Origin of the sequence: Croceibacterium soli, assembly GCF_009828065.1 — a bacterium.
Classification (GTDB): Bacteria; Pseudomonadota; Alphaproteobacteria; order Sphingomonadales; family Sphingomonadaceae; genus Croceibacterium_B; species Croceibacterium_B soli.
Genome location: NZ_WTYK01000001.1, coordinates 640,733 through 665,535 on the forward strand (window position 1 = coordinate 640,733; position 24,803 = coordinate 665,535).

The window sequence follows — 24,803 nt, forward strand, 5'->3', positions numbered from 1 at the left end:
GTTGAACCGTCGATCAGAGCTTGCCGACGAGGTCGAGCGAGGGAGCGAGCGTCTCGGAGCCCTCTTCCCACGCAGCCGGGCAGACCTGGCCCGGGTTGTTGCGGACGTACTGCGCGGCGCGGATCTTGCGCACGAGTTCGTTGGCGTTGCGGCCGACACCCTCGCAGGTGATCTCCATGATCTGGATCACGCCGTCCGGATCGACCACGAAAGTCGCCCGGTCGGCCAGGCCCTGGCCTTCACGCAGCACGCCGAAGTTGTTCGACAGCGTGTGCTGCTGGTCGCCGAGGAAGGCGAACTTCAGCTTGCCGATCTTGTCGGAGGTGTCGTGCCATGCCTTGTGGCTGAAGTGCGTGTCGGTCGACACGCCGAAAACTTCCACGCCGAGCTTCTGCAGCATGTCGTAGTGCTCGCCGAGGTCCTCCAGCTCCGTCGGGCAGACGAAGGTGAAGTCCGCCGGATAGAAGAAGAACACGGCCCACTTGCCTTCGATGTCCTTCTCGGAAACCGGGAAGAAGTCCTTGCCGGCCTGGAAGGCGGTCGCGTTGAACGGCTTGATCGTGCTGCCGATGATACCCATGGGTCATTGTCTCCATTCGAGTGGTTGAGTGAATTCGCAGGTGCCAGATAGGGATTGCTGCAGCGCAGTAAAACCCGGCAATTCCGATTGTTTCAATCGGATCACTCGATCACTGGTGGCAAAAACATCGGGAAAGCTGTGCAGGGTCCTTCGAGACGCTCGGACTGCGTCCTCGCTCCTCAGGACGAACGGGTTATTGGCCAGGTTTTCACAAAGTCCGTTCGTCCTGAGGAGAGATCGAAGCCGAAGGCTGAGAGCTCGTCTCGAAGGACCCGGTGCAACCTCAGCCGCACTGAGCGCGGTGCAGCATCCTGTGATCCGCCAGCACCAGCGCCATCATCGCCTCGACCACTGGCGCGCCGCGTATCCCGACGCACGGATCGTGCCGCCCCTTGGTCATGAGCTCGGCCGCCTCCCCGTCACGGGTAACCGTCACCTGCGGAATCAGGATCGAGCTGGTGGGCTTGAACGCCACCCGCACCACCACCGGCTGCCCGGTGGAGATGCCGCCGGCGATCCCGCCCGCATGGTTCGCCAGGAACTCGGGCGAGCCGTTCGCGCCGGGCCGCATCGGGTCGGCATTCTCCTCCCCGCGCAGGGCCGCGGCCGCGAAGCCGTCGCCGATCTCCACGCCCTTAACCGCGTTGATGCCCATCATCGCCGCTGCCAGGTCGGCATCGAGCTTGGCGTAGATCGGTGCGCCCCAGCCGGCGGGCACTCCCGTGGCGACGCACTCGACCACCGCGCCCAGGCTCGATCCTGCCAGCCGCGCATCGTCGACCAGCTTCTCCCACCGCTTCGCCGCCCCCGCGTCGGGGCAGAAGAACGGGTTTCGGCCGATCTCCTCGGCATCGAACGCCGCGCGGTCGATCGCATCGCCCCCGATCTCGGAGACGTAGGCGGTGATGGCAACCTCCGGGATCACCAGCCGCGCCACCGCGCCCGCCGCCACGCGCGCCGCCGTCTCGCGGGCCGATGAGCGCCCGCCGCCGCGATAGTCGCGGAAGCCGTACTTCGCGTCGTAGGCGTAATCGGCATGGCCGGGGCGGTAAGCCTTGGCGACGTCGGAGTAGTCCTTCGACCGCTGATCGACGTTCTCGATCATCAGCGAGATCGGCGTCCCCGTGGTCCGGCCTTCGAACACGCCGGAAAGGATGCGGACCTGGTCCGGCTCCTGCCGCTGGGTGGTGAACTTGCTTGTGCCCGGCCGCCGCGCATCCAGGAACGGCTGGATCGCCGCCTCGTCCAGCGCCAGCCCCGGCGGGCACCCGTCGACCACGGCGCCCAGCGCCGGCCCATGGCTCTCGCCCCAGGTGGTAAAGCGCAAGACGCGGCCGAATGTGTTCCAGCTCATGGGGAGCGGCCTTGGCGCAAGATGCCCCGCCTGTCCATATTCGGCCTTTGTGGATCACGCGGAGACGCGGAGGCGCGGAGGATCCTCGCCGCGCCGCAGGCTCTCACATCCACGTCGCGGACTGGAGGGCTCAACGTTATCGAGCGGCTTCGCCGCTCAGGGCATCATCTCTGCGCCTCCGCGTCTCCGCGTGAAAACCAAATCTGGCGGCGATTGGGCATCAGCAGGACTAGCCAAGGCCCCGGCTCTCGGGCAGGAACAAAACATGATTGCGAAGCTGAAGGGGCGGCTGGACGAAACCGGGGCGGACTGGGCGATCATCGACGTCCAGGGCGTCGGCTATCTGGTCCACTGCTCGTCCAAGACCCTCGTGGCACTCGGTGAAGTGGGGGAAGCCTGCACCGTCTTCACCGACCTCCAGGTCAGCGAGAACGACATGCGCCTGCTCGGCTTCGCCGAAGCCGGGGAGCGGGACTGGTTCCGCCTGCTGACCGGCGTCCACGGCGTCGGCAGCAAAGTCGCCCTGGCGATCCTCTCCGCCCTGTCGCCCGCCGAACTGCAAAGCGCCTGCTCCAGCGGCGACGCCGCCCAAGTCTCCCGCGCCCAGGGCGTCGGCCCCAAGCTGGCGGGCCGCATCGTCAACGAACTCAAGGACAAAGCCGGCGCACTGCCCGGCGGCACCGGCCTCACCACCGCGATCGCCCCCGCCGGCAGCGCCAGCGCCGACGCCGTCTCCGCCCTCCAGAACCTCGGCTTCAAGCCCGCGGTCGCGGCCAGCGCCGTGGCCCACGCGCAGGCGGAGCTGGGCGAGGAAGCCGGGCTGAACGACCTCGTCCGCGTCGCGCTGAAGAGGGCGGCCGGTTAATGCCCATCTCGCGAAATCCGGGCACCGCGCGTGCCGACAGATGGACCCTGAACCAAGTTCAGGGTGACGAGTGGGGTGGACGACGGGTTGCGGTCCCAACCCGTCATGCTGAACTCGTTTCAGCATCCATCGTGCCGGTAGCGCCATCGGGCAGGCTGGGCGAACCGGTCCGCGTGGCGCTCAAGAGGGCGGCGGGTTGATGTGTATCTCGCAAAATCCGGGCACCGCGCGTGCCGACAGATGGACCCTGAAACAAGTTCAGGGTGACGAAGGGGGGGCAGGTCGGTCCATCCCCTCAACCCGCCATCCTGACACCCTTCCTCGTCATCCTGGACCCGCTTCCCGTCATCCTGGACCCGCTTCCCGTCATCCTGGACCCGCTTCCCGTCCTCCTGGACCCGCTTCCCGTCATCCTGCTTCCCGTCATCCTGACTCCCGTCCTCATCATCCTGAATCCCTTCCTCGTCATCCTGAACTTGTTTCAGGATCCATCCCGCCCCCCGGGCGGACAGAGAGGCGGCAGACCGAACCCGACCGCCAGGTCCCGCCACTCCGGGTTCTCGGCGTTGATCAGGTTGATCTTCCACTGCCGGTGCCAGTTCTTGATCTGCTTCTCGCGGGTGATCGCCCGCTCCATGTCCCCGAACATCTCGAAGTGGACGAGGCTATGGACCTTGTACTGCGAAGTGAAGCCGGGGATCAGACCCTCGCGATGCTGGACCAGCCGCTGCAGCAGGTTGGAGGTGACGCCGGTGTACAGCGTGCCGTAGTGCCCGCTCGCGAGGATGTAGACGCACGGGTCGCGCTCTCTCCGCATGCGTTCGAGAGTGCGGAGAGATGGACCCTGAAACAAGTTCAGGGTGACGGAGAAAGGTCCGGATCGGATGCAACTCGTCATCCTGAACTCGCTTCCCCTCATCCTGCCCCCCTCACTCGTCATCCTGAACTCGTTTCAGGATCCATCCCGCCCCACGCACCACACGCATGACCGATAACCCAGCCCTCACCCCCCAGCGCCAGCCGGAGGACCCGGACGCGGCGCTGCGCCCCAAGTCGCTGACCGAGTTCGTCGGGCAGGAGGCGGCGCGCGAGAACTTGCGGGTGTTCATCGAGGCTGCGCGCGGGCGCGGGGAGGCGATGGACCATGTGCTGTTCTTCGGGCCGCCGGGCCTTGGCAAGACGACACTGGCGCAGATCGTCGCGCGGGAGATGGGGGTCGGTTTTCGCGCCACCAGCGGGCCGGTGATCGGCAAGACCGGCGATCTCGCTGCGCTGCTGACCAATCTCGAGCCGCACGACGTGCTGTTCATCGACGAGATCCACCGGCTCAATCCGGTGGTCGAGGAAGTGCTCTACCCGGCGATGGAGGACCGCGCGCTGGACCTGATCATCGGCGAGGGGCCCTCGGCACGCTCGGTGCGGATCGACCTGCCGCCGTTCACCCTGATCGGCGCGACCACCCGGCAGGGCCTGCTGACGACCCCGCTGCGCGATCGCTTCGGCATTCCGGTGCGGCTGAACTTCTACACCGTCGAGGAACTGGAGCGGGTCGTCACCCGCGGCGCGGGCAAGCTCGGCGTGGCCATCGAGCCCGCCGGCGCGCGCGAGATCGCCCGCCGCGCGCGGGGAACGCCGCGGGTCGCCGGCCGGCTGCTCAGGCGGGTGCGCGATTTCGCCCACGTCGCCGGCGACGGGGTCGTAACGGCCGAGGTGGCCGACAAGGCGCTTACCCGGCTGGAAGTGGATTCGCTTGGGCTCGACGCGATGGACCGGCGCTACCTCACGATGATCGCCGACACCTACAAAGGCGGGCCGGTCGGCGTCGAAACGCTCGCCGCCGGCCTTGCCGAGCCGCGCGACACGGTGGAGGACGTGATCGAGCCGTTCCTGATCCAGCTCGGCCTGGTCGCCCGCACCGCGCGCGGGCGCTGCCTCAACGACGGCGGCTGGAAGCACCTCGGGATGGCGCCGCCCAGCGGCACGCAGGCAGGTCTGTTCGACCCCGGGGCCGATTCGGACTGAAGCGCCCTCGAAGGGGCGAACAGGTTAACGCCGCCATGCATCTCCCTGCAGTTCGGTTCCATAGTGGGACAGTGCTGCGCCAGTCCCCGGTTGCACGCCGCGAATCCCAGTTCGGGACCGGTGAAACATGGTTAACGTCATTGCTGCGGACGCACTTCAGGCTCCTCTTGGTCCAAACGGGCGGAGCCGCACCGGCCATTGGGGGCTGGCAGGCGAATCCCGCAGCTGAGAGAGAGACCATGTCGGTAAGAATGGCCTTGGCTAAACTGTCTGCGGTTGCGGCCGGCGGTGCGCTTGCCGTGGGCGGCGCGGTTCACGTCGCCGAGGCGCCGGCGGCCGAGATGTCGGTCGACAAGGACGGCAAGTCGGTCAAGGCTCGCCCGGTCAAGTACGCCAAGCAGCCGGTCAAGACCCCCGCCCCCCGCAAGGTGCGGACCGTCCGCACGGAGGTCGAGTACATCTGCGAGGCGCCGAAGCGGCTGGTCGAGCACGAAGGCGAGCAGCGCTGCGTCGAGGAGCACCACATGGCGATGGTGCCGGTGCCGCTGCCTCAGCAGGCAGGCTTCGTCGGCAGCAGCGGCGGCGGCGTGCCGGTGGTGATCGGCGGCTCGGGCGGGTTCGGCGGAGGCTTCGGCGGTTTCGTCGGCGGCTTCTTCGGCGGATCGAGCAGTGGCGGCAGCGTGTCGGTCACCTCCACCACCACGACCAGCGGCAGTTCGTCGTCGACCAGTTCCGGCAACGTGACGAGCACCTCCGGCAACGTCTCGACCTCGGGCAACGTTTCGACGACGTCGGGCAACGTTTCGACATCGGGGAACGTGACGAGCACGTCGGGCAACATCTCGACCTCCGGCAACGTTTCGACGTCCGGGAACGTGTCGACGACGACCTCCGGCAATGTCTCGACTTCGGGCAACGTCTCCACCTCCGGAAACGTCTCGACTTCGGGCAACGTCTCCACGTCCGGAAACGTGTCGACATCCGGCAACGTCTCGACGTCGGGCAACGTTTCGACCACCACCACGACTTCGGGGAACATCACGACGAGCACCTCGAGCTCGACCAGCAGTTCCAGTTCGACGAGCAGCTCCAGCTCGACCAGCACGAGTACATCGAGCAGCACCAGTACATCGACCAGCGGCGGTACGTCGTCGAGCACCAGCACCACGTCGGGCACGCAAGTGCCGGAACCGTCGATGCTTTTGCTGTTCGGAGGCGGCGCGGCGATCGTCCTGCGGCGCCGCAGAAAGACTACTGCCCAGGCAGGCTGAGCAGCCGGGAGTTGCCCGAGGGAAGGGGCGGCCCAGTCGGCCGCCCCTTCTTGGTTCTAGGCCGCCAGCTTGCGCAGCACGTAGTGCAGGATGCCGCCGTTGCGGTAGTATTCCATCTCGTTGGCGGTATCGATCCGGCACTTGGCGGTGAAGGTGAACGTCTCGCCGTCCGGCCGCACGACTTCCACTTCCACGTCCTGGCCCGGCTTCAGGTCCGCAAGGCCGCGGATGGTGAAGGCGTCGTCGCCGGTGAGCTTCAGGCTATGGCGGCTCTCCCCTTCCGGGAACTGCAGCGGCAGCACGCCCATGCCGACGAGGTTGGAGCGGTGGATGCGCTCGAAACTCTCGACGATTACCGCGCGGACGCCGAGCAGGTTGGTGCCCTTGGCCGCCCAGTCGCGGCTGGAGCCGGTGCCGTATTCCTTGCCGGCGATCACCACCAGCGGCGTGCCGTCGGCCTTGTGCTTCATCGCCGCGTCGTAGATCGGCATCGCCTGGCCGTCGTAGCGGGTCATGCCGCCTTCGATGCCGGGGACCATCTCGTTCTTGATGCGGATGTTGGCGAACGTGCCGCGCATCATCACTTCGTGGTTGCCGCGGCGGCTGCCGTAAGAGTTGAAGTCCTGCCGGGCCACCTCATGCGCGAGGAGGTACTCGCCCGCCGGGCTGTCCGCCTTGATCGATCCGGCCGGCGAGATGTGGTCGGTCGTCACCGAATCGCCGAGGATGGCGAGCGGCTTGGCCCCGATCACGTCGGTGACCGGTGCAGGATCCATGCTCATGCCCTCGAAGTAGGGCGGGTTGGCGACATAAGTCGATCCGGCGCGCCACTGGTAGGTGTCCGACCCCGTGACGTTGATCGCCTGCCAGTGCTCGTCGCCCTTGTAGACGTCGGCATAGCGGGCTTCGAACATGCCGCGGTCGATGTTGCCGGCGCGGATGTCGGCGATCTCCAGGTTGGTCGGCCAGATGTCCTTCAGGTAGACGTCGACGCCGTCCTTGCCCGTGCCGATCGGCGTGGAGACGATATCCTCGGTCACCGTGCCCTTGAGCGCGTAGGCCACCACCAGCGGCGGGCTGGCCAGGAAGTTGGCGCGCACGTCCGGGCTCACCCGGCCTTCGAAGTTGCGGTTGCCCGAAAGCACGCTGGCGGCGACGATATCGTTGCCGTTGATCGCCTTGCTGATCGGCTCGGCCAGCGGGCCGGAGTTGCCGATGCAGGTGGTGCAGCCATAGCCGACGAGATCGAAGCCGAGCGCGTCGAGGTCCGACTGCAGGCCGGCCTTGATCAGGTAGTCGGTGACCACCTGCGATCCGGGGGCGAGGCTGGTCTTGACCCAGGGCTTGGGCTTGAGGCCCTTCTCGTTGGCCTTGCGGGCGACGAGGCCGGCGGCGATCAGCACGTCGGGGTTGGAGGTGTTGGTGCAGCTCGTGATGGCCGCGATCACCACGTCGCCGTCGCCGATGTCGTGATCCTCTCCCTCGACATCGCAGCGCATCGCCTTGGACTTGCCGTAGACCGACTTCAGTTCCTCGTTGAACAGGTCGTCCACGTCGGGCAGCGCGACCTTGTCCTGCGGGCGCTTCGGCCCGGCGAGCGAGGGGACGACGCTGCCGAGGTCGAGCTCGAGCGTGTCGGTGAAGACCGGATCGGGGTTCGCCGGGTCGAGCCAGAAGCCCTGTTCCTTGGCGTAAGCCTCGACCAGTGCGATCTGGCTCTCGTCGCGGCCGGTCAGGCGCAAGTACTCGAGAGTCTTGTCGTCGATGCCGAAGAAGCCGCAGGTGGCGCCGTATTCGGGCGCCATGTTGGCCAGCGTCGCGCGGTCGGCCAGGCTCAGGCTGGCGAGGCCGGGGCCGAAGTACTCGACGAAGCGGCCGACGACGCCCTTGGCGCGCAGCATCTGCGTGCAGGTCAGCACCAGGTCGGTCGCGGTCACGCCTTCTGCCAGCTTGCCGGTGAACTTGAAGCCGACCACTTCGGGGATCAGCATGGAGACGGGCTGGCCGAGCATCGCCGCCTCGGCCTCGATCCCGCCGACGCCCCAGCCGAGCACGCCAAGACCGTTGACCATCGTCGTGTGGCTGTCGGTGCCGACGCAAGTGTCGGGGTAGGCGACCGGGTTGCCGTCCTGGTCCTCGCTGGTCCACACGCACTGCGCGATGTGCTCCAGGTTTACCTGGTGGCAGATGCCGGTGCCCGGGGGCACGGCCTTGAAGTTGTCGAGGCTCTTGGAGCCCCACTTGAGGAAGTCGTAGCGCTCCGCATTGCGCTGGTATTCGAGCTCGACGTTCTTCTCGAATGCCTTCGGATGGCCGAACTCGTCGACCATCACTGAGTGGTCGATCACCAGGTGGACCGGCACGAGCGGATTGATCTTGCGCGTATCGCCGCCGAGCTTGGCGATCGCATCGCGCATCGCCGCGAGGTCGACCACGCAGGGCACGCCGGTGAAGTCCTGCATCAGCACGCGCGCCGGGCGGTACTGGATTTCCTGGCCGGTCTTCGGGTTCTTCTGCCAGTCGGCCAGGGCCTGGATGTCGCCGACCGAAACGGTAAAGCCGGCATCCTCGAACCGCAGCAGGTTCTCCAGCAGGACCTTCATGGAGAAGGGCAGCCGGCTGACGTCGCCGATCTTCGCGGCCGCTTTCTTGAGGGAGTAGTAGGCGTAAGTCTTGCCGCCGACGTCCATCGAGCTGCGGGTATCGAGCGAATTCTTGCCGACCTGGGTCATCGCGGGGCTGTTCCTTCTCGTTGCCGGTCCGGCCGGGGTGGAATCGCGGAGGAGCGCGGGGGCCGGATTTTGCGCGGCAACTGCGCGTTCCTCGTTGCAAAATCAAGGGCCACGGGATTGGAAACCGTGCTTCGCCGGGCTAGTTCGTGCAGCGAAGGAGCAAGAGCATGCCGTTGGGATCGCCGGGACGCGCGCAGGAACCGATCCATGTCGTGCCGATGGCGCTGGCGCTGGCGCTCGCCGCCTTCGCGGGCGGAGCCCTCGGCCTTGTGTGGCATGTCCTGAGCGAGGACGGGAAAGCCGCCCCCGCCGCCGAAGGGCAGGCGGACGCTGCCGAGGACGAACGCGTGCCGCCGCCCGCGCCGCCGACGAGCGCGCCGCCCGTCGGGCGCTGAGGCTTAGGCCGCGCTCTGCTCCGGCCGTTTGCGCGGCGCGGCGATCCAGCAGCCGACCACGATCAGTGCCGCCCCCACCAGCGTCGGCACGGTGAGCTGCTCCCGGAAGAACAGCCAGCCGAACAGCCCGGCCCAGAGGAAGCCGGTGTATTCCAGCGGCACCAGCGCCTGCGCCTCCGCCCGGCGATAGGCCCACGACAGGACCATCGACGCCGATACGGCGAGGACGGCGGATGCGGCGATCCAGGCGGCGGTATCTGCGTCGGGCATGGCCAGGAACCAGGGCGCGAACAGCGCCAGCATCAGGGCGACGATACCGTTCTGAAAGGCGGTCACCTCGGCCGGCAGGGCGACGAGGGCCTGTTGCCGCTGCAGCACCAGGTTCCAGGCGTAAAGCAGCGAGGAGGCGAGAACCGCGGCGATGCCCCAGGTCGCTTCCGGGTGGCTCGCTTCGCTCCCCAGCCGGCCCCAGGCGATCACCACCACTCCGGCGAGGCCGAGCAGCGAGGCGGCCACCGCGGTCTTGGCAATGCGCTCCCCCAGCAGGATCGCGGCGAGATAGAGCGCGGCCAGCGGCGCGATGAAGCTGAGCGCGATGGCTTCCGCCAGCGGCAGGCGGGCGATGCCCCAGAAGAACGTGAACGCCATCGCTCCGCCCACCACGCCGCGCAGCAGGTGCAGGCGCATGGCCCTTCGCGTCGGCCAGACCTGGCGGGTCGCCAGCCACAGCGGGGTGGCGATCAGGCAGCCGACGAGGCTGCGCAGCAGCAGCGCGCTGAACGCGCCGACGGCCATGGACGCGCCTTTCATCAGTGCGTCCATCAGGGAAAACACCGCCACCCCGGCCAGTGTCGCGGCAAACGGCAGCAGCGGATGGGCGCGGTTCATGCTTCGGGCTTTACGCGAATGCCGGCAGCGGGCAATGGCGCCGCATGCATGCAATGCTGCACAGGTGATTCAGGCCCTGGTCAGCAGCGCTGGTTGATGCAGCCATATGAAAAAGGCACAGTCGAGGCGCCGTGAAGGCCGCCTTCTCGGGATCAACAGGGCACACACAATGATCATCTTTGCGCGTATCCTTCCGCTTCCCGCGGCCGCCGTGCTGGCGCTGGCGGGCCCGGCTTTCGCCCAGCAGCGGGCCACGCCGGAGAACCAGCTGTTCGACAAGGTCCTGCCGCAGAAAGTGCTGGAGGAGGACGCAGTCGAAGTCGTCTCCACCCCGACCGTCCAGCCGCTCAACGTGCAGCAGCCGCGCTATCCCGAAGTGCAGCCGTGGAGCGTGGCGGACGCGCAGCAATTGCTCGCGGTCGTCGAAGGGATCGGCGCCGAAGGCCTCGACCCGCGCGACTACCGGCCGGCAGAGCTGCGCCAGGCGATCGCCCGTGGCCCGAGTCCGCAGCTCGACCAGCTCGCCAGCGAGACATTCGTCTGGTTGGTCGAGGACTTGCGCGACGGGCGCACCCCGATGGAGGCGCGCAAGCAGTGGTTCGTGGTCGATCCCGATCCTGACCTGCTGCCGACCGGCGAACTGCTGGCCAAGGCGCTTGCCGGCCGCAATGTCGCCGCGACGCTCGCCTCGCTCGCCCCGACGCACCCGGATTACGCCGCGCTCAAGGCGGAGCTGGCGAGGACGCCTGCTTCCCAGGCCAAGCAGCGGGCGATGATTCGCGCCAACATGGACCGCTGGCGCTGGCTCGCCCGCGACCTCGGCGGCCAGTACCTGATCACCAACGTGCCGGAATACCAGCTGCGGCTGACGGTCAACGACAAGATCATCCGCACCTACAAGACGATCGTCGGCAAGCCGGGCCGTACCGCGACCCCGCAGCTCGCCGAAACGGTCGAAGGCGTGATCTTCAACCCGACCTGGACTGTGCCGCAGTCGATCGTGAAGGGCGAGGGGCTCGGCGCCAAAGTGCTGAACAACCCGGGCTGGGCTCGGTCGGCCGGCTACAAGGCGACCAAGGCGGCGGACGGCAACGTCTACGTCGTCCAGCAGCCCGGGCCGACCAACTCGCTCGGCATGATGAAGCTCGACATGCCCAACCCGCACGCGATCTTCCTGCACGACACGCCCGCCCGCAACCTGTTCAACACCGAGAACCGCGCGCTGAGCCACGGCTGCATCCGCACCGAGCGCGCGCTCGAACTGGCGATGACCATCGCCATCCTCGGCCAGGGCGCGACGAAGGACGAAGCAGTCGCGATCTCGACGTCCGGCGAATACACCCGCGTGCCGGTGGTGAAGACGATGCCCGTCTACATCACATACTTCACGATGGGCCGCGACATCGAGGGCAACCTGCGCACCTTCAACGACATCTACGGCCGCGATGCGCCCGTCCTCGCCAGCTTCAACGCCCCCCGCGTCGGCAACCGCGCCCGCGTGACCAGCGAGGAAGCCGTCGAGATCATCGACGACCTGCAGACGTCCTGACGGTTCGGGCAGCGACGGGCGCGCCGGCTGCCCGATGGACCCTTAAACGAGTTCAGGGTGACGATAAGGGCTGAGGTGCCGATAAGGGCTGAGGTGCCGACAAGGGCTGAGGTGCAGATATAGGGCTGAGGTGACGATAAGGGTCGGCAGCCCGGCAAGCCCCGTCATCCTGAACTCGTTTCAGGATCCATCCCGCCCCAAGCGAAGTTCCAGCAGAAGCGAGCTGAAGCCGCCCCCGCGTTTTGCGCTCGCAGAGGCGCAGAGGCGCGGAGGTGAAGTTGTGAACCTATCCCCCAAGGTCATTCCCACTTCCGCAGGGTGACGAGCGCATCGACATTCCTCTTCGCGCCCTTGCGTGAGAATCTTCTTCTCTGCGCCTCTGCGCCTCTGCGAGCGCAAAAATCCTCCGCGGCTCCGCGTGAACATCTCGATGGCGAGGTCTCTCTGCGCCTCCACCACCCCCAACCCCCTCCTCTGAAGAGGAGGGGACTTTCGGGCGTGAGAGTAAATCCTCCCCTGCAAGGGGAGGTGGCAGCCCGCAGGGCTGACGGAGGGGTGTCACCCTGTCGGCTGGCGGTTACACCCCTCCACCACCCCTGCGGCGGCGGTCCCCCTCCCCTTGCAGGGGAGGATTGCTTCGCGCCTTTGCGTGAGGAACTTCTCCTCTTCTCTGCGCCTCCGCGCCTCTGCGAGCGCCGAATCCTGCACGGCTCCGCGTCTCCGCCTGAACGGCAGGGACTTGCCTCTTGACAAAATGAACCAAATGGGTTACGCACCAGCCCGCCAGCAACCAACTGGCAAACGTGGCGGGTGCGGGAGCGTGGAAGCGCTTCGCTCTCATGTCCCGCAAAGGCCGGCGCGCCTCGGGCATCTTGTCCGCAAGCGTGTCCGATCCGGTGCGAAGCGCGGGCGCGGTGGATGTCAACGCCGATGCCCGGCCAGGAGGCGGCTACCTGCGAGCCCTGACCGCCTTCGCTCCGCACCATAGGGCCGAGCCGGTGAGCCACCAGCGTGGGCTCTCACCGGCCGTTCGCAAGACCAGCCTCACGCGAAGCACGCCCGTGACGCTCGGGCCTTACGCGCCGGCCAGCCCGTCCGCGTTCTTCGGCTTATCCCGAGCTAGCCACCGGGCGCTCGCGCGCGCCTGCCGTCCAGAGGCTATCCTGCGAACAGGTAGCGCTCTAAGCGATGTTGAGCCGATCCGCGAAAATCAGGCGGCCGCCGGAAAGCTGGGTCAGGGCGAACATGAAGTCGTCCGGAGCCATCGCCAGGCAGCCGTTGGAGCGGCCCAGCTTGCCCCACTTCTCGACATGGACCGGCCGGGCGTAGTCGGCCGCGTGCATCACGATCGCGCGGTCGAGCGCATTCGAATTGTCAGGATCGAGCCCGCCGAGGCGGATCGAGGTGCCGTAGCGACCCTTGTACCATTCCCACGAGATGTAGGCCCCGCGGCTGGTCGCGTTGGATCCGTGCACGTTCGAGAACGTCTTGAGCCACCCGTCGTGCTCGGGATCGGAGCCGGTGCCGTGGGCCACGCGGTAGGACGTGACGGTCCCCGCCTCGAGATTGGCGAAGTGGAAGCGCGGCAGCGCCGAATGGACGCCGAAGTCGGCGATGCCGGCCATGTCGCGGCGCCACAGCACCGCGCCGGCCCGGGCGACTTCCCGCTGGGCGATCTCCAGGATGCGAGCCGCTTGCGCGCCGCCGGTGTGCACTTGCGCGGGCAGGCGGGCGGGCAGCGCCAGAGCGCCGGCCGCCGCCGTTGCCGACGCGATGAAGGTGCGCCTGTCGATTGTCCGTCCCATGTCCATCTACTTAGCGCATGTTCCTAGCCGTGGCGTGAATGGGCCCGCAGCGCCGCGGCGGCAAGCCGTGGCATGCATCCGCCGAGATGTGCATGGCTCGACGACGTTCAATTCGCCAGCGTCAGATCGTCGCCGGAAATCCGCACGTTCGGAACGCTCGAGAGGAACGTCTGCCCCAGCAGCGATACCGGCAGCCCTTCCGGCACGATGACCGCCTGCACGCTGCGCGCCTCGAAATCGCCGACTGCGACGCTGTCGAGCACGACCGGCACGCCCAGCACGGGCCCGCTGGCGCCGTGCGCGACCGGGGCGAGGGCGCTGGGATCCCAATGCAGGCCCATGCCGCGCGCGTCCTCGCCGGTCAGCGCCACGACGCTGGCGCCGGTATCGACCAGCATCCGGTAATCGCGCGTGTCGACGCGCACATCGGCGTAAAAGTGGCCGTCCCCCGCGCGCGGCAGCACCAGGGGGCCGCCGCGCCAGGCGGGCCTAGCCGCCGGACGGGCCTCGGGAGCAGGCGCTCGCGCAGGCCTCGCGCCCTCGCTCGCCTCCGGCCCATCCGGAGCGAACCAGCCGATCAGCGCGCCGATGATGAGCACGATGGGAAGGAGCGCTTTCATAGGGGCGAGCCTAGGCGTGTGGGTTTAATGCACCGTAAAGCCCCGTCGTCCCGGACTTGATCCGGGACCGCTGGCCGCCGGGTCCGGCCAGGCGGGCAGCGATCCCGGGTCGAGCCCGGGATGACGAGTTCGCCGCTATTCGGCCGCTTCGGCGGGCACCTCGGACAGGCCGGCTTCGCTCATTTCCGCCTCGATCTCCGCCGCCTTCTTCTCGACCAGCTCGACGATGTGTTCGAGCATGTCCTCGTCGCGCACGTGGTGGTCGGTCACGCCCGAGAGGTAGACCATGTGCTTGCCGGCGCCGCCGCCGGTCAGGCCGATGTCTGTCTCGCGCGCTTCGCCGGGGCCGTTCACCACGCAGCCGAGCACCGAGAGCGAGAGCGGCGTCTTGATGTGGGACAGCCGCTCTTCCAGCGCCTGGACGGTGCGGATCACGTCGAAGCCCTGGCGCGCGCAGCTCGGGCAGGAGACGACGCGAACGCCGCGGGTGCGCAAGCCGAGGGACTTGAGGATCTCGAAGCCGACCTTCACTTCCTGTTCCGGCTCGGCCGAGAGCGAGACGCGGATCGTGTCGCCGATGCCGGCCCAGAGCAGGTTGCCCATGCCGATGCTCGACTTCACGGTGCCGCCGATCAGGCCGCCCGCCTCGGTGATGCCGAGGTGCAGCGGGCAGTCGACGGCGTCGGCGAGCTGCATGTAGGCGGCGACGGCGAGGAACACGTCGCTCGCCTTCACGGCCACTTTGTATTCGTGGAAGTCGTGGTCCTGCAGCAGCTTGATGTGGTCGAGCGCGCTTTCGACCAGCGCATCGGGGCAGGGCTCGCCGTACTTTTCGAGCAGGTCCTTCTCGAGGCTGCCGGCATTCACGCCGATGCGAATCGCGCAGCCGTTCGCCTTGGCCGCGCGGACGACCTCGGCCACCCGCTCGTTCGAGCCGATATTGCCCGGATTGATCCGCAGGCACGCCGCGCCGGCGTCCGCCGCTTCGAGCGCGCGCTTGTAGTGGAAGTGGATGTCGGCGACGATCGGCACGCGCGCGGCCCTGACGATCTGCCCGAGCGCCGCGGTGCTGTCCGTATCCGGGCAGGAGACCCGGACGATGTCCGCGCCAGCATCCTCGCAGCGGCGGATCTGGTCGATCGTCGCCGCGGCGTCGGACGTGGGGGTGTTGGTCATCGTCTGCACGGTGATCGGCGCATCGCCGCCCACGGGGACGTTGCCGACCATGATCTGGCGACTCGTGCGCCGGTGGATCGTGCGCCAGGGGCGGATTTCGTTCATTTACGCGAGCCGTTTCTTGACGAAGTGCAGGGGGAGGAGATCGCTCATCGCGGGCGCCTTTAGCAGCTTTGCGCCGTGTAGGAAAATCGCGGTTTACCGGGCCTGAAGGATCGCTGCCGCCCGCCCGGCCAAGAATCGGGGCCGCCGAGCGCCGCCATTGCGGGATTTCCGCCGCCGTCTTAGGGACGCAGGGTGGAAGAAGCGGCGCACCCGGACACCCTTTTCATCGGCTTCGTGATGCTCGGCTTCGCGCTCGCCTTCGTGCTGCTGTTCCGGCGCCTGGGCCTCGGTGCGACCCTGGGCTACCTCGTGGCCGGGGCGGTCGCCGGGCCTTACGTCCTCGGTCTCGTCGGCGGGGCCGAGGAGATGATGGGCTTCGCCGAGCTCGGCATCGTGCTGCTGCTGTTCGTCGTCGGCCTGGAGCTCAACCCCACGCGGTTGTGGCGGATGAAGCGCGATATTTTCGGCATCGGCCTGCTGCAGGTGGCCGCGTGCGGGCTGGCGGTGACCGGGGTGATCCTGCTGATGACCGGCTTCTCCCCGGCCGCGGCGCTGGCGCTGGGGCTGCCGCTGGGCTTGTCCTCGACCGCGCAGGTCCTGCCGATGCTGCGTTCGGCCGGGCGCATGCGCACGCCTTTCGGGGAGCGGGCCTTCGCGATCCTGCTGTTCCAGGACCTGTCGATCATCCCGCTGATCACCATCGTCGCCGCGATGAGCCGCAACCCGGCCGACCAGGGCGGACCGCCCGGCTGGCAGCTGGCGCTGCTGACGCTGGCGGCCATCGCCGGCCTGATCGCCGCCGGCCGGTTCGTGATCCGCCCGCTGTTCCGCCTGATCGGCGGCCTGGGGGAGCGCGAGATGTTCATCGTCGCCGCGCTGTTCACTGTGGTGGCTTCGGCGGCCCTGATGCAGTGGCTCGGCCTCTCGACCGCCCTCGGCGCGTTCATCGCCGGGGTCATGCTGGCCGATTCCCCCTATCGCCATGAGCTGGAGGCGGATGTCGAACCGTTCCGGTCGATCCTGCTGGGGCTGTTCTTCCTGGCGGTCGGGATGATGCTCGATCTCGGCGCGATCGCCGAGCGGCCGTGGTTCGTGTTCGGCATGGCGCTGGCGCTGATCGCCACCAAGACCGCGGTGATCATGGCCATCGGCCTGGTCATCCGCATGACCTGGCGCAGCGCGCTGGCGCTCGGCCTGCTGCTCAGCCAGGGCGGCGAGTTCGGCTTCGTGCTGTTCGCGCAGGCGCGCGGGGCGATGCTGATCGGGGACGAGGCGGCGAGCCTCTTCGGCGCGGTGGTGACGCTGTCCATGGCCACGACCCCGTTCCTGATGGCGCTGACCGCGCGGGTGCGGACCGAGCCCGCGCGGCCCGGCCAGGAACGCGAGGGGCCAGAAGACCAGACGGCCGGCGCGCTCGTCGTCGGCTATGGCCGCTTCGGGCAGACGGTGGCGCAGACGCTGATCGCCGGCGGCGTCACGGTGACCTTGATCGACAACGACGTGGAGATGATCGACGTGGCCGAGCAGTTCGGCGCCAAGGTCTATTTCGGCGACGGCACCCGGCTCGACCTCCTGCGCCAGGCCGGCGCGGCGGAGGCCGAGTTGATCCTGTTCTGCATCAACGGCGACCAGATCGAGCCCGCCCTCGTTCACGCGGTGCACAAGGCCTTCCCGCGCGCAGCGATCTACGTCCGCGGCTACGATCGCCGTACGGTGCTAAAGCTGAGCGATACCCCGGCGGAATACGTCGTGCGCGAAGTGCTCGAATCGGCGCGGCTCATGGCCCGCCTGGGGCTCGGAAAGCTCGGCCTCGGCGAACAGGCGATTGCACAGGCGGAAGAGATCTACCGTACGACCGACAAGGAGCGGCTGTCCAAGCAGATCGCCGCCGGCGACATCCGAGCCGCGCGCGACGTCATTCTCACGCGGCCGCAAGCTCCCGACCCTGCGGGAGAGCCTGGCTAGGCGCATTGCCTTGCCCACACCCCCTCGTCATGCTGAACTCGTTTCAGCACCCATCTCTCCGCCCGCACCCAGGCGTCCGTGCGTGTGGACACATGGACCCTGAAACACGTTCAGGGTGACGGAGAAGCAAGCGGGCTAGGCTGCCACAGCCTCCACACTGCCGGCCCTTGTCCTGAGCCTAGGCGGCACCCGCGCGCCATCGTCCTTCGACAAGCTCAGGACGAACGGATCGGGGGGAGATGGGTCTGAGCGGAGTACCCCCCGCCCCCCGTTCGTGGTGAGCTTGTCGAACCACGAGAGGCACGCGCGAGCCCCCGATCCTACAGGGCCAGTTCGTAGAGAAACTCGTGGTCGCGCTGGCTGCCGACCCAGAAGTCGATATCGGCCACGTGCTCGAAGCCGTAGCGGCGGTAGAACCGCTGGGCGCCGAAGTTCTCGCTGTAGACCGAAAGCTGCACCGCGTCCGCCCCCCAGGTACGCGCCTCGGCGATCGCCCACTCCAGCAGGGCAGCGCCCAGCCCCTGGCCCGTGGCGGACGGCGCGCAGTAGAGCTGGCTGAGATACACGGGATACTCCGGCCGCGGCTCCGGCCGCCCCTCCAGCCCCTGCCCCAGCACGATCAGCGCATAGGCGACCAGCGCGCCCTGCTTTTCGGCCACCTTGATGCGCGTCGCCGGGTCGGCGATGTGGGCGCGATAGCGCTCGGCGGAGCGCTCCGTCTCATAGAAGCTCGCCAGGTCGTCCGGCTTGTACAGCGTCCCGAAGGCAGCCTCGAAGCTCTCTCGGGCGAGGGCGGCGAGAGCCTCTGCATCTTGCGGCAGGGCGGGGCGCAGCACCATGGCGGTCAGAGGCTCCGGCTCATGCAGACGGAGAATTCGTCGCCGAGATAGTCGCCGAAGTCGGCGCATTCCGAGAAGCCGTGCTTGCGATAGAGCGCGGCGGCAGGCTGGAACGGCTCGGGCCGGCCGGTCTCGAGCCCGAGCCAGGTGTAGCCGCGCCGGCGCGCCTCCGCGATCAGGTGCAGCAGGATCGCCTGCCCGGCCCCTTTGCCGCGGTATTCGGGCGCGGCCCGCATCGACTTCAGCTCGCCCCGCGCTGGGCCGAGTTCCTTGAGCGCCCCGACCGCGGCGAGCGTGTCGCCGTCCCAGGCGGAGAAGAACGTCACGTCCGCCTCCCGCAGGCGCTCGGCCGGCATCGCATGGACTTTGCAGGCGGGCGACCAGCGGTGCATCTCGGCCAGGTGCAGGTCGAGCAGCGCGGCGATCTCGGGCCGCAGGGGATCGTCCGCAGTGATGCGATAGTCTGCCATGGCGCGCTTGTGCTTGCGCCGGTCCGGGCTGGCAAGAGGATGTTCGTGTCAAGGTTCGGCCCTGGTGAGGCCTTGTCCCCCTCCTCTTTAGAGGAGGGGCTAGGGGTGGTGGAGGCACGCGAAGGTTTCGCCCCCCGCAGCACCACCCCGTTACCCCCGCACGCGCCCCTGCCGATAAGTCCCGAGCATGCGCAGTTCCTTGCAGTGGAACGCCAGTTCCTCCAGCGCGCGGTCGATGCCCGGGTCGCCGGGGGCTCCGACGATGTCGGCGTAGAACATCGTCGCGGAGAAGCTTGCGCCCTTCTGGTAGCTTTCGAGTTTGGTCATGTTGACGCCGTTGGTCGCGAAGCCGCCGAGCGCCTTGTAGAGCGCGGCGGGGATGTTCTTCACCTCGAACACGAACGTGGTCATCGCCGAATCGCCGTTCAGCGCGGCCGGATCGAGCGCCTCGGGCGCGAGGACGACGAAGCGGGTCGTGTTGTCCTCGGCATCGGCGACGTCTTCCTCGACCACGTGCAGGTGGTAAAGATCGGCGGCGATGCGCGGGGCGATGGCGCATGCGGCGGGGTCGCCCTGTTCCTTGACGAAGGCGGCGGCCCCGGCCGTGTCGGGGTACGTCATCGGCACGATACCCTGCGAACGCAGGTAGTGCCGCGTCTGCCCGAGCGCCTGGGGGTGCGAATAGGCAGCGCCGAACGGCCCGGGCCCCGTGGCCATCACCGCGTAGCGGATCGGCAGGAAGTGCTCGCCGACGATCTTGAGCCCGCTCTCGGGCAGCAGGAAGTGGATGTCGGCCACGCGGCCGTGCTGCGAATTCTCGATCGGGATGATCGCGCAGCCGGCGTTCCCGGCTTTCACCGCGTCCAGTGCGTCCTCGAAGCTGAAGCACGGCAGCGGCAGGCAGCCGGGCGCCCACTCCAGCGCCGCCTTGTGCGAATTGGCGCCCGGCGCGCCCTGGAAGGCGATCGCGCGCGCCGGATCCTGGGCCGCGGAGGCGGCCATGGTTTCGACGAGGGCGAGGGCGGGAGCGGGGAAGCTGTGCATTGCGGCACTGCGGGTAACCGGGCGGCGCCCAGGGGACAAGGCGAATTGGCCCGAGCAACGGGCTTGCGAAGCGTGCACCTCGCTACTAGAGCGGCGCCGGAGTTCTCCCCAAGGCAGATAGTCTCACCTGATGACCGACCGTTTCAACACCATCGCCGGCTGGACCCTGGCCGCCGGAATCGTGGCCCTCGGCCTCAGCGCCGTCAGCTCGCGGATCTTCCATGCCGACAGGCCGGAACGGCCCGAGGAGATGGGCTACCCGATCGAAGGCGTGGTCGAAGAAGGCGCCGAAGCGGGCCCGGACATCGGCACGCTCCTCGCTGCGGCGGACCCGGCCGCCGGCGAGAAGGTCTTCGCCAAGTGCGTCAGCTGCCACTCGATCGAGCAGGGCGGGGCGAACGGCATCGGCCCGAATCTCTACGGTGTAGTCGGCAAGCCGATCGGCAAGTTCGCCGCGGGCTTCGCCTACTCCAGCGCGCTGGCCGACCTCGGCGGCGAGTGGAGCTACGAGAACCTCGACAAGTGGCTGGCCAACCCGCGCGGCTTCGCCCCGGGCACCAAGATGAGCTTCGCCGGCCTCTCCAGCCCCGAAGACCGCGCCAACGTGATCGCCTACATGCACGCCAACGGCGGCGGCCCGGCCTTCCCGGCTCCGGCAGCCCCGGCAGCGGCGGCCGACAGCGCAGCCGGCCCCGATGGCGCCCCGGGCGCGGTCGAGGGTGCGGAAGCGCAGGATGCCGAGGCCGCCGGCGCGATGTCGATGGACCAGCCGGTCCCCGGCGAAAACCAGACCAACCCGGTCGGCGAGTAAGCGCTTGGCCAGCGGTTCGTGCCGGTTGCACGAGCCGCCGGCGTCCTGCCCGATCGTCCTTCGACAAGCTCAGGACGAACGGATTGAGGCTGGGCACGAGAGACTCTGATCCCCTGGAACCGTTCGTGGTGAGCTTGTCGAACCACGGGAGGCACGCGCTTGCGTCCTTCGACAGGCTCAGGACGAACGGGTTTAGGTGAGATGAGCCAAACAAAGCTCACCGTTCGTGGTGAGCTTGTCGAACCACGGGAGGCACGCGCCACGCCTCCTCAGCCGCGCCCCTTGAAGCCCTGCGCTACCACGTACCACTCCGACGAGCCCTTGCGGCTGGCCGGGGGCTTGGCGTGCTTGACGGTGCGGAAGTGCTGCTTGAGCAGCGCGAGCAGATCGGAATCGGTCCCGCCGGCGAGCACTTTGGCGACGAACGCGCCGCCTTCCGCCAGCGTCTCCACCGCGAAATGCGCGGCCGCCTCCACCAGTCCCATCGTGCGCAAGTGGTCGGTCTGCTTGTGGCCGACGGTGTTGGCCGCCATGTCCGACAGGATCAGGTCCGGCGCCCCGCCGAGCGCGTCCATGAGCGCCTGCGGGGCCTCGTCGGCCATGAAGTCCATCTCGAACAAGGTCACGCCTTCGAGCGGCTCCGTGGGGAGAAGATCGATGCCGACGATCGCCGCCTTGGGCGAGCGCTTGCGGACGACCTGGCTCCAGCCGCCGGGCGCGACTCCGAGATCGACCACCCGCTCGGCCCGCTTGAGCAGGCCGAACCGGTCGTCGAGCTCGGCGAGCTTGTAGGCCGCCCGGCTGCGGTAGCCTTCCGCCTTGGCCTGGCGCACGTAAGGATCGTTGAGCTGCCGTTCGAGCCAGCGCGTCGACGACGCGGTCCGGCCCTTGGCGGTCTTCACCTTCTTGCTGACTTCTTTTCCAGAACGGCTCACGAAAAAATCCTCCCCGGAACGGGGGGGACCATGCGCAGCATGGTGGAGGGGGCCCGCGGCGCCGCACCTCCGCCGAACCGCAGCGCTCTGCCGCCGGCCCCCTCCACCACCCGCTTCGCGGGCGGTCCCCCTCCCCGTGCCGGGGAGGAACTGCTCAATGCCGTCATCTCGCGGTCCTCACTTCCCGGAGCGAAGCCCGGGCCTGGCTGCCTTCGAAGTCCGCCGCCATCAGGCTGCGCAGGATGCCTTCGCGAATGCCGCGGTCGGCCACGCCGAGCCGGGCCGCCGGCCAGATGTCGAGGATCGATTCGAGGATCGCACATCCGGCGACGACCAGGTCGGCCCGTTCGGTGCCGATGCACGGCAGCTTGCGCCGCTCCGCCGGGGCCAGGCCGGACAGCCGCGCGGAGATGTCGCGCATCGAGCTTGCCGGCACGATCAGCCCGTCGACCGCGCTGCGGTCGTATTGCGGCAGCTCGAGGTGGACGCTGGCGAGCGTGGTGACCGTGCCGCTGGTGCCCAGCAGGCGCAAGTCCGGCGCGCGGTGCGGGGCCACGCGCTTGGCGAAGCGGGCGAAGCTCTCGGACACCAGCCGGCGCATTTCCGCATAGCGGGCGGCGCGTTCGGCCGCATCGGCATGCTCGCGCTCCTGCCCGACGGTTTCGGTCAGGGAGACGACGCCCCACGGCACGCTCAGCCAGTCGATGATTCGCGGCACCGGGCCGCCGGGCTCGATCAGCACGAGTTCGGTCGAACCGCCGCCGATGTCGAAGATCATCGCCGGGCCGCGCCCGTCTTCCAGCAGGATGTGGCAGCCGAGCACCGCCAGGCGGGCTTCTTCCTCCGCCGATATGATGTCGAGCATGATGCCGGTCTCGCGGCGGACCCGCTCTATGAACGCCTCTCCGTTGCTGGCCCTGCGACACGCCTCGGTAGCGACCGAGCGGGCGAGATGGACGTTGCGGCGGCGCAGCTTGTCGGCGCAGATCTTCAGCGCGCCGACCGCGCGGTCCATCGCCGCCTCGCTCAGCCGGCCGGTCTGCGCCAGGCCCTCGCCCAGGCGCACCACGCGGCTGAAGGCGTCGATAACGACGAAATTCTCGTTCGCGGGCCGGGCGATCAGCAGGCGGCAGTTGTTGGTGCCGAGGTCGATCGCGGCATAGGCCTGGCGCTGGCGCGAAGCCGGCGGGCGCCGCCAGCCGTTCGAATCGCGCAGAACCCCGCGGCCCTCGTCACCGCTTTCGCCTACCTGCCGGGCCGCTTCCTGCGGCCGCTGCGGCGGTGAGTGGTCCGCCATTGATTGTTCCAAACTTTCCGACATTTCTACCCGCCGTTGCGACGGGGACCTGGGGTCAGGCTAGCCGAGCCGCAGCCCCGGGGCAAGGACGGGTCCAGGCGCCACCCGGCAATCGGCCAGCGCGCGCTTGACGCGGGGCGGCCACCTGCCTAGATGCGCGCCCGATTGCCCCGTCGTCTAAAGGTAAGACTACGGACTCTGACTCCGTCAATCGAGGTTCGAATCCTCGCGGGGCATCCAGCCTTTCACCCGCATTCAGCGGGTCCGCGGCAGCTTAGTTCCCCCAAGTCAGATCGCCGGAGGTGCTCCGCACTGTTGGGGCGCAGGACGCTCGAAGAGCGTCACTTTGCTGCTGTTATACTCATGCTCGGACACTGCCTCGAAGCCGAGCACCTTTGCCAGCCGAATAGACGCGGTGTTCTCGACGTCAATAAAGCAGGATTGCCGGCCCGGGTGATGTGTATCCATCCAATCCCGCGCACAAATCATTGCTTCAGACGCCAGGCCCTGGCTGCGATGTGCGCGACCGAGGTTCCAGCCTCCTTCCCGCTCACTCGTCAATGGCGCTGAAGAACGCTCCATCCTGCGGAACCCAATCTCGCCGATGATCTCGTTGCTGGTAGGATCGATCGCGAGAAACAAACCGTATCTGAAGACCCTCCAGTGTCCGATGAGGAACACAAGCCGATACCAGACCTCTTCGGCTGTCCGGGGTGGCCCACCCGGCACATCGCATGCCTGCTCTGCCCAGAACCTGCGATAAGCACAGAAGTCGTCCAGCGTGTGGTCACGCAGCACCAGCCGGTCGGTCCCTAACCGTACGTCACTCATGTGTAGGCGAAACTCCCCCTCCTCCTAAGACGCGCGGCCCGGTCGTTTCCGCACTGTGGCTGCCGCGAACGTTGGTGCCGGGACCTGCTGATCGACTGGACCTCAATCCCTGGGTCAGCAGATGGGCATCCAGCCTTTTCATCGGCCTTGCTAGCTTCTAGGGCCTTGCTGGCCACTAGAGGGAGAGCCGCGTGAGCGAGGCGGAAGAGCACGGGATCGACGGGGACGACCGCGACCTGACCGTGCGCAAGTTCTATCCTGCCGAACAGGAAGTGGGCTTCGCCGAGGCGGCGCCGACGGACACGCCGCAGACGCGCCATCCGGCTTACCGCCTGGCCTTTCGCGACACCGATTTCCTGCTGCGCGAAGAACTGCGCCCGGTGCGCTTCCAGCTCGAGCTGCTGAAGCCGGAGATGGTGCTCGACGAAGCCGGGGTCGGCTCGACGCTGGTGATCTACGGTTCCGCGCGCATTCCGCCGCCCGAGGCGGTCGAGACCGCGCTGGAAGGGGCGAAGGACCTGCCGGATGCGGAGCGCAAGGTGGTCGAAAGCCTTGCCGCGAAGGCCAAGTACTATGCCGAAGCCTACCGCCTGGCGCGGCTGGCGAGCGAGAAGTCGATCATCGAGAACGGCAAGCGGCAGTTCGTCGTCTGCTCCGGCGGCGGGCCGTCGATCATGGAAGCGGCCAACAAAGGCGCAAGCGACGCCGGCGCGGAGTCGATCGGGCTCAACATCGTCCTGCCGCACGAGCAGGCGCCTAACCCTTACGTCACGCCCTATCTGTCGTTGAATTTCCACTATTTCGCGCTGCGGAAGATGCACTTCCTGCTGCGCGCACGGGCGGTTGCAGTGTTCCCCGGCGGGTTCGGCACGTGTGACGAGTTGTTCGAGACGTTGACCCTGATTCAGACCGGCAAGATGAAACCGATTCCGATCCTGCTGTTCGGGCGCGAGTTTTGGGACCGGGTGATGAACTTCGAGGCGCTGGCCGAGGAAGGCACCGTCACGCGCCAGGACCTCGAGCTGTTCCGCTGGTGCGAAACGGCCGAGGAAGCCTGGCAGCACATCGCGGCCTTCTACCAGATCAAGGGGTAGCGGGCTCCCATCTAAAATCCTCCCCCTCTGGGGGAGGTGGCAGCCCGCAGGGCTGACGGAGGGGGGCTGGCCTGGCGCAACCGTTCGTCCAGGCCACTGGCCCCCTCCACCACCCGCTTCGCGGGCGGTCCCCCTCCCCCAGAGGGGGAGGATCT

General features: G+C 68.0%; 23 protein-coding genes and 1 tRNA gene. 9 read left to right on the plus strand and 15 right to left on the minus strand.

Annotated elements, in window-relative coordinates:
- Positions 1-13: 13 nt before the first annotated feature.
- Both ahpC and aroC read right to left on the minus strand, forming a co-directional pair.
- Positions 14-580, minus strand: a complete 567-nt coding sequence (gene ahpC, locus GRI75_RS03050) for an alkyl hydroperoxide reductase subunit C (RefSeq protein ID WP_160745438.1) — start codon at positions 578-580, stop codon at positions 14-16.
- A 283-nt stretch (positions 581-863) separates the two neighbouring features.
- Positions 864-1,934 (minus strand): chorismate synthase, encoded by a 1,071-nt coding sequence (aroC, locus tag GRI75_RS03055; protein WP_160745439.1) that lies wholly within the window; start codon positions 1,932-1,934, stop codon positions 864-866.
- A gap of 265 nt (positions 1,935-2,199) precedes the next feature.
- On the opposite strand from aroC, the gene ruvA reads away from it, so the two are divergent.
- On the plus strand, positions 2,200-2,799 hold the full coding sequence (gene ruvA / locus GRI75_RS03060) for a Holliday junction branch migration protein RuvA (protein WP_160745440.1): 600 nt from the start codon (positions 2,200-2,202) through the stop codon (positions 2,797-2,799).
- A gap of 481 nt (positions 2,800-3,280) precedes the next feature.
- Here ruvA and GRI75_RS03065 read toward each other — a convergent pair whose 3' ends face one another.
- A complete protein-coding gene (locus tag GRI75_RS03065; protein ID WP_160745441.1) occupies positions 3,281-3,616 on the minus strand; it encodes a GIY-YIG nuclease family protein in 336 nt (111 codons plus the stop codon).
- 167 nt (positions 3,617-3,783) lie between these two features.
- On the opposite strand from GRI75_RS03065, the gene ruvB reads away from it, so the two are divergent.
- A complete protein-coding gene (gene ruvB, locus GRI75_RS03070; protein ID WP_160745442.1) occupies positions 3,784-4,821 on the plus strand; it encodes a Holliday junction branch migration DNA helicase RuvB in 1,038 nt (345 codons plus the stop codon).
- 550 nt (positions 4,822-5,371) lie between these two features.
- Here the strand turns inward: ruvB and GRI75_RS14510 are convergent.
- Positions 5,372-5,998, minus strand: a complete 627-nt coding sequence (locus GRI75_RS14510; protein ID WP_328597914.1) for a hypothetical protein — start codon at positions 5,996-5,998, stop codon at positions 5,372-5,374.
- A 4-nt stretch (positions 5,999-6,002) separates the two neighbouring features.
- On the opposite strand from GRI75_RS14510, the gene GRI75_RS14515 reads away from it, so the two are divergent.
- Positions 6,003-6,092 carry a PEP-CTERM sorting domain-containing protein gene (locus tag GRI75_RS14515; RefSeq protein WP_328597915.1) on the plus strand — a complete coding sequence of 30 codons (90 nt, stop codon included), beginning with the start codon at positions 6,003-6,005 and terminating at the stop codon, positions 6,090-6,092.
- A gap of 56 nt (positions 6,093-6,148) precedes the next feature.
- Here the strand turns inward: GRI75_RS14515 and acnA are convergent, their stop codons facing one another.
- Positions 6,149-8,824, minus strand: coding sequence for an aconitate hydratase AcnA (acnA, locus tag GRI75_RS03080; RefSeq protein WP_160745444.1), 2,676 nt, complete (start codon positions 8,822-8,824; stop codon positions 6,149-6,151).
- 167 nt (positions 8,825-8,991) lie between these two features.
- On the opposite strand from acnA, the gene GRI75_RS03085 reads away from it, so the two are divergent.
- Positions 8,992-9,219, plus strand: a complete 228-nt coding sequence (locus GRI75_RS03085) for a hypothetical protein (protein WP_160745445.1) — start codon at positions 8,992-8,994, stop codon at positions 9,217-9,219.
- A gap of 3 nt (positions 9,220-9,222) precedes the next feature.
- Here GRI75_RS03085 and GRI75_RS03090 read toward each other — a convergent pair whose 3' ends face one another.
- Positions 9,223-10,107, minus strand: a complete 885-nt coding sequence (locus GRI75_RS03090; RefSeq protein WP_160745446.1) for a DMT family transporter — start codon at positions 10,105-10,107, stop codon at positions 9,223-9,225.
- A 169-nt stretch (positions 10,108-10,276) separates the two neighbouring features.
- Between GRI75_RS03090 and GRI75_RS03095 the strand changes: the two genes are divergently transcribed.
- Entirely contained in the window at positions 10,277-11,656 is a 1,380-nt protein-coding gene (locus tag GRI75_RS03095; protein ID WP_160745447.1) for a L,D-transpeptidase family protein, read from the plus strand.
- Positions 11,657-12,837: 1,181 nt separating this feature from the next.
- On the opposite strand, the gene GRI75_RS03100 is transcribed toward GRI75_RS03095, so the two are convergent.
- The 3 genes from GRI75_RS03100 to ispG all read right to left on the minus strand — a co-directional run bounded on the left by GRI75_RS03100 (position 12,838) and on the right by ispG (position 15,362).
- Positions 12,838-13,461, minus strand: a complete 624-nt coding sequence (locus tag GRI75_RS03100) for a murein L,D-transpeptidase catalytic domain-containing protein (protein ID WP_160745448.1) — start codon at positions 13,459-13,461, stop codon at positions 12,838-12,840.
- A 107-nt stretch (positions 13,462-13,568) separates the two neighbouring features.
- Positions 13,569-14,081, minus strand: a complete 513-nt coding sequence (locus GRI75_RS03105) for a retropepsin-like aspartic protease family protein (protein WP_160745449.1) — start codon at positions 14,079-14,081, stop codon at positions 13,569-13,571.
- Positions 14,082-14,216: 135 nt separating this feature from the next.
- Positions 14,217-15,362, minus strand: coding sequence for a flavodoxin-dependent (E)-4-hydroxy-3-methylbut-2-enyl-diphosphate synthase (gene ispG, locus GRI75_RS03110; RefSeq protein ID WP_160745450.1), 1,146 nt, complete (start codon positions 15,360-15,362; stop codon positions 14,217-14,219).
- Between the two features lie 237 nt (positions 15,363-15,599).
- On the opposite strand from ispG, the gene GRI75_RS03115 reads away from it, so the two are divergent.
- Positions 15,600-17,327, plus strand: coding sequence for a cation:proton antiporter domain-containing protein (locus tag GRI75_RS03115; RefSeq protein ID WP_160745538.1), 1,728 nt, complete (start codon positions 15,600-15,602; stop codon positions 17,325-17,327).
- A 320-nt stretch (positions 17,328-17,647) separates the two neighbouring features.
- Here the strand turns inward: GRI75_RS03115 and GRI75_RS03120 are convergent, their stop codons facing one another.
- The 3 genes from GRI75_RS03120 to GRI75_RS03130 form a co-directional block, all read right to left on the minus strand.
- Complete coding sequence (locus tag GRI75_RS03120; RefSeq protein WP_160745451.1) at positions 17,648-18,166, minus strand: GNAT family N-acetyltransferase; 519 nt, start codon at positions 18,164-18,166, stop codon at positions 17,648-17,650.
- A 5-nt stretch (positions 18,167-18,171) separates the two neighbouring features.
- Positions 18,172-18,636, minus strand: coding sequence for a GNAT family N-acetyltransferase (locus GRI75_RS03125; protein ID WP_160745452.1), 465 nt, complete (start codon positions 18,634-18,636; stop codon positions 18,172-18,174).
- Positions 18,637-18,786: 150 nt separating this feature from the next.
- Positions 18,787-19,680 (minus strand): prephenate dehydratase, encoded by an 894-nt coding sequence (locus GRI75_RS03130; RefSeq protein ID WP_160745453.1) that lies wholly within the window; start codon positions 19,678-19,680, stop codon positions 18,787-18,789.
- A 130-nt stretch (positions 19,681-19,810) separates the two neighbouring features.
- On the opposite strand from GRI75_RS03130, the gene GRI75_RS03135 reads away from it, so the two are divergent.
- Entirely contained in the window at positions 19,811-20,491 is a 681-nt protein-coding gene (locus tag GRI75_RS03135; protein WP_160745454.1) for a c-type cytochrome, read from the plus strand.
- A 269-nt stretch (positions 20,492-20,760) separates the two neighbouring features.
- On the opposite strand, the gene GRI75_RS03140 is transcribed toward GRI75_RS03135, so the two are convergent.
- Together GRI75_RS03140 and GRI75_RS03145 are read right to left on the minus strand one after the other, a co-directional pair.
- The gene (locus GRI75_RS03140; protein ID WP_160745455.1) at positions 20,761-21,426 is read right to left on the minus strand and encodes an RlmE family RNA methyltransferase; all 666 of its coding nucleotides are present in this window, start codon (positions 21,424-21,426) and stop codon (positions 20,761-20,763) included.
- A gap of 163 nt (positions 21,427-21,589) precedes the next feature.
- Entirely contained in the window at positions 21,590-22,723 is a 1,134-nt protein-coding gene (locus GRI75_RS03145) for a Ppx/GppA phosphatase family protein (protein WP_160745456.1), read from the minus strand.
- Between the two features lie 166 nt (positions 22,724-22,889).
- Here GRI75_RS03145 and GRI75_RS03150 point away from each other — a divergent pair.
- A tRNA-Gln gene (locus tag GRI75_RS03150) sits at positions 22,890-22,963 on the plus strand.
- A 48-nt stretch (positions 22,964-23,011) separates the two neighbouring features.
- Here the strand turns inward: GRI75_RS03150 and GRI75_RS03155 are convergent.
- Positions 23,012-23,554: a GNAT family N-acetyltransferase gene (locus GRI75_RS03155; protein ID WP_160745457.1), complete on the minus strand. Its 543-nt coding sequence runs from the start codon at positions 23,552-23,554 to the stop codon at positions 23,012-23,014.
- A 215-nt stretch (positions 23,555-23,769) separates the two neighbouring features.
- On the opposite strand from GRI75_RS03155, the gene GRI75_RS03160 reads away from it, so the two are divergent.
- A complete protein-coding gene (locus GRI75_RS03160) occupies positions 23,770-24,648 on the plus strand; it encodes an LOG family protein (protein ID WP_160745539.1) in 879 nt (292 codons plus the stop codon).
- The last annotated feature ends 155 nt before the right edge of the window (positions 24,649-24,803 follow it).

Excerpts from the sequence above, each read along its gene's own strand:
- GRI75_RS03155 (WP_160745457.1), bottom strand. The coding sequence starts at position 23,554 with ATGAGTGACGTACGGTTAGGGACCGACCGGCTGGTGCTGCGTGACCAC.
- GRI75_RS03085 (WP_160745445.1), top strand. The coding sequence starts at position 8,992 with ATGCCGTTGGGATCGCCGGGACGCGCGCAGGAACCGATCCATGTCGTG.
- ahpC (WP_160745438.1), bottom strand. The coding sequence starts at position 580 with ATGGGTATCATCGGCAGCACGATCAAGCCGTTCAACGCGACCGCCTTC.
- ispG (WP_160745450.1), bottom strand. The coding sequence starts at position 15,362 with ATGAACGAAATCCGCCCCTGGCGCACGATCCACCGGCGCACGAGTCGC.
- GRI75_RS03120 (WP_160745451.1), bottom strand. The coding sequence starts at position 18,166 with ATGGTGCTGCGCCCCGCCCTGCCGCAAGATGCAGAGGCTCTCGCCGCC.
- aroC (WP_160745439.1), bottom strand. The coding sequence starts at position 1,934 with ATGAGCTGGAACACATTCGGCCGCGTCTTGCGCTTTACCACCTGGGGC.
- GRI75_RS03115 (WP_160745538.1), top strand. The coding sequence starts at position 15,600 with ATGCTCGGCTTCGCGCTCGCCTTCGTGCTGCTGTTCCGGCGCCTGGGC.
- GRI75_RS03090 (WP_160745446.1), bottom strand. The coding sequence starts at position 10,107 with ATGAACCGCGCCCATCCGCTGCTGCCGTTTGCCGCGACACTGGCCGGG.
- GRI75_RS03105 (WP_160745449.1), bottom strand. The coding sequence starts at position 14,081 with ATGAAAGCGCTCCTTCCCATCGTGCTCATCATCGGCGCGCTGATCGGC.
- GRI75_RS03130 (WP_160745453.1), bottom strand. The coding sequence starts at position 19,680 with ATGCACAGCTTCCCCGCTCCCGCCCTCGCCCTCGTCGAAACCATGGCC.
- GRI75_RS03095 (WP_160745447.1), top strand. The coding sequence starts at position 10,277 with ATGATCATCTTTGCGCGTATCCTTCCGCTTCCCGCGGCCGCCGTGCTG.
- GRI75_RS03135 (WP_160745454.1), top strand. The coding sequence starts at position 19,811 with ATGACCGACCGTTTCAACACCATCGCCGGCTGGACCCTGGCCGCCGGA.
- GRI75_RS03145 (WP_160745456.1), bottom strand. The coding sequence starts at position 22,723 with ATGGCGGACCACTCACCGCCGCAGCGGCCGCAGGAAGCGGCCCGGCAG.
- GRI75_RS03100 (WP_160745448.1), bottom strand. The coding sequence starts at position 13,461 with ATGGGACGGACAATCGACAGGCGCACCTTCATCGCGTCGGCAACGGCG.
- GRI75_RS03065 (WP_160745441.1), bottom strand. The coding sequence starts at position 3,616 with ATGCGGAGAGAGCGCGACCCGTGCGTCTACATCCTCGCGAGCGGGCAC.
- GRI75_RS03125 (WP_160745452.1), bottom strand. The coding sequence starts at position 18,636 with ATGGCAGACTATCGCATCACTGCGGACGATCCCCTGCGGCCCGAGATC.
- ruvB (WP_160745442.1), top strand. The coding sequence starts at position 3,784 with ATGACCGATAACCCAGCCCTCACCCCCCAGCGCCAGCCGGAGGACCCG.
- acnA (WP_160745444.1), bottom strand. The coding sequence starts at position 8,824 with ATGACCCAGGTCGGCAAGAATTCGCTCGATACCCGCAGCTCGATGGAC.
- ruvA (WP_160745440.1), top strand. The coding sequence starts at position 2,200 with ATGATTGCGAAGCTGAAGGGGCGGCTGGACGAAACCGGGGCGGACTGG.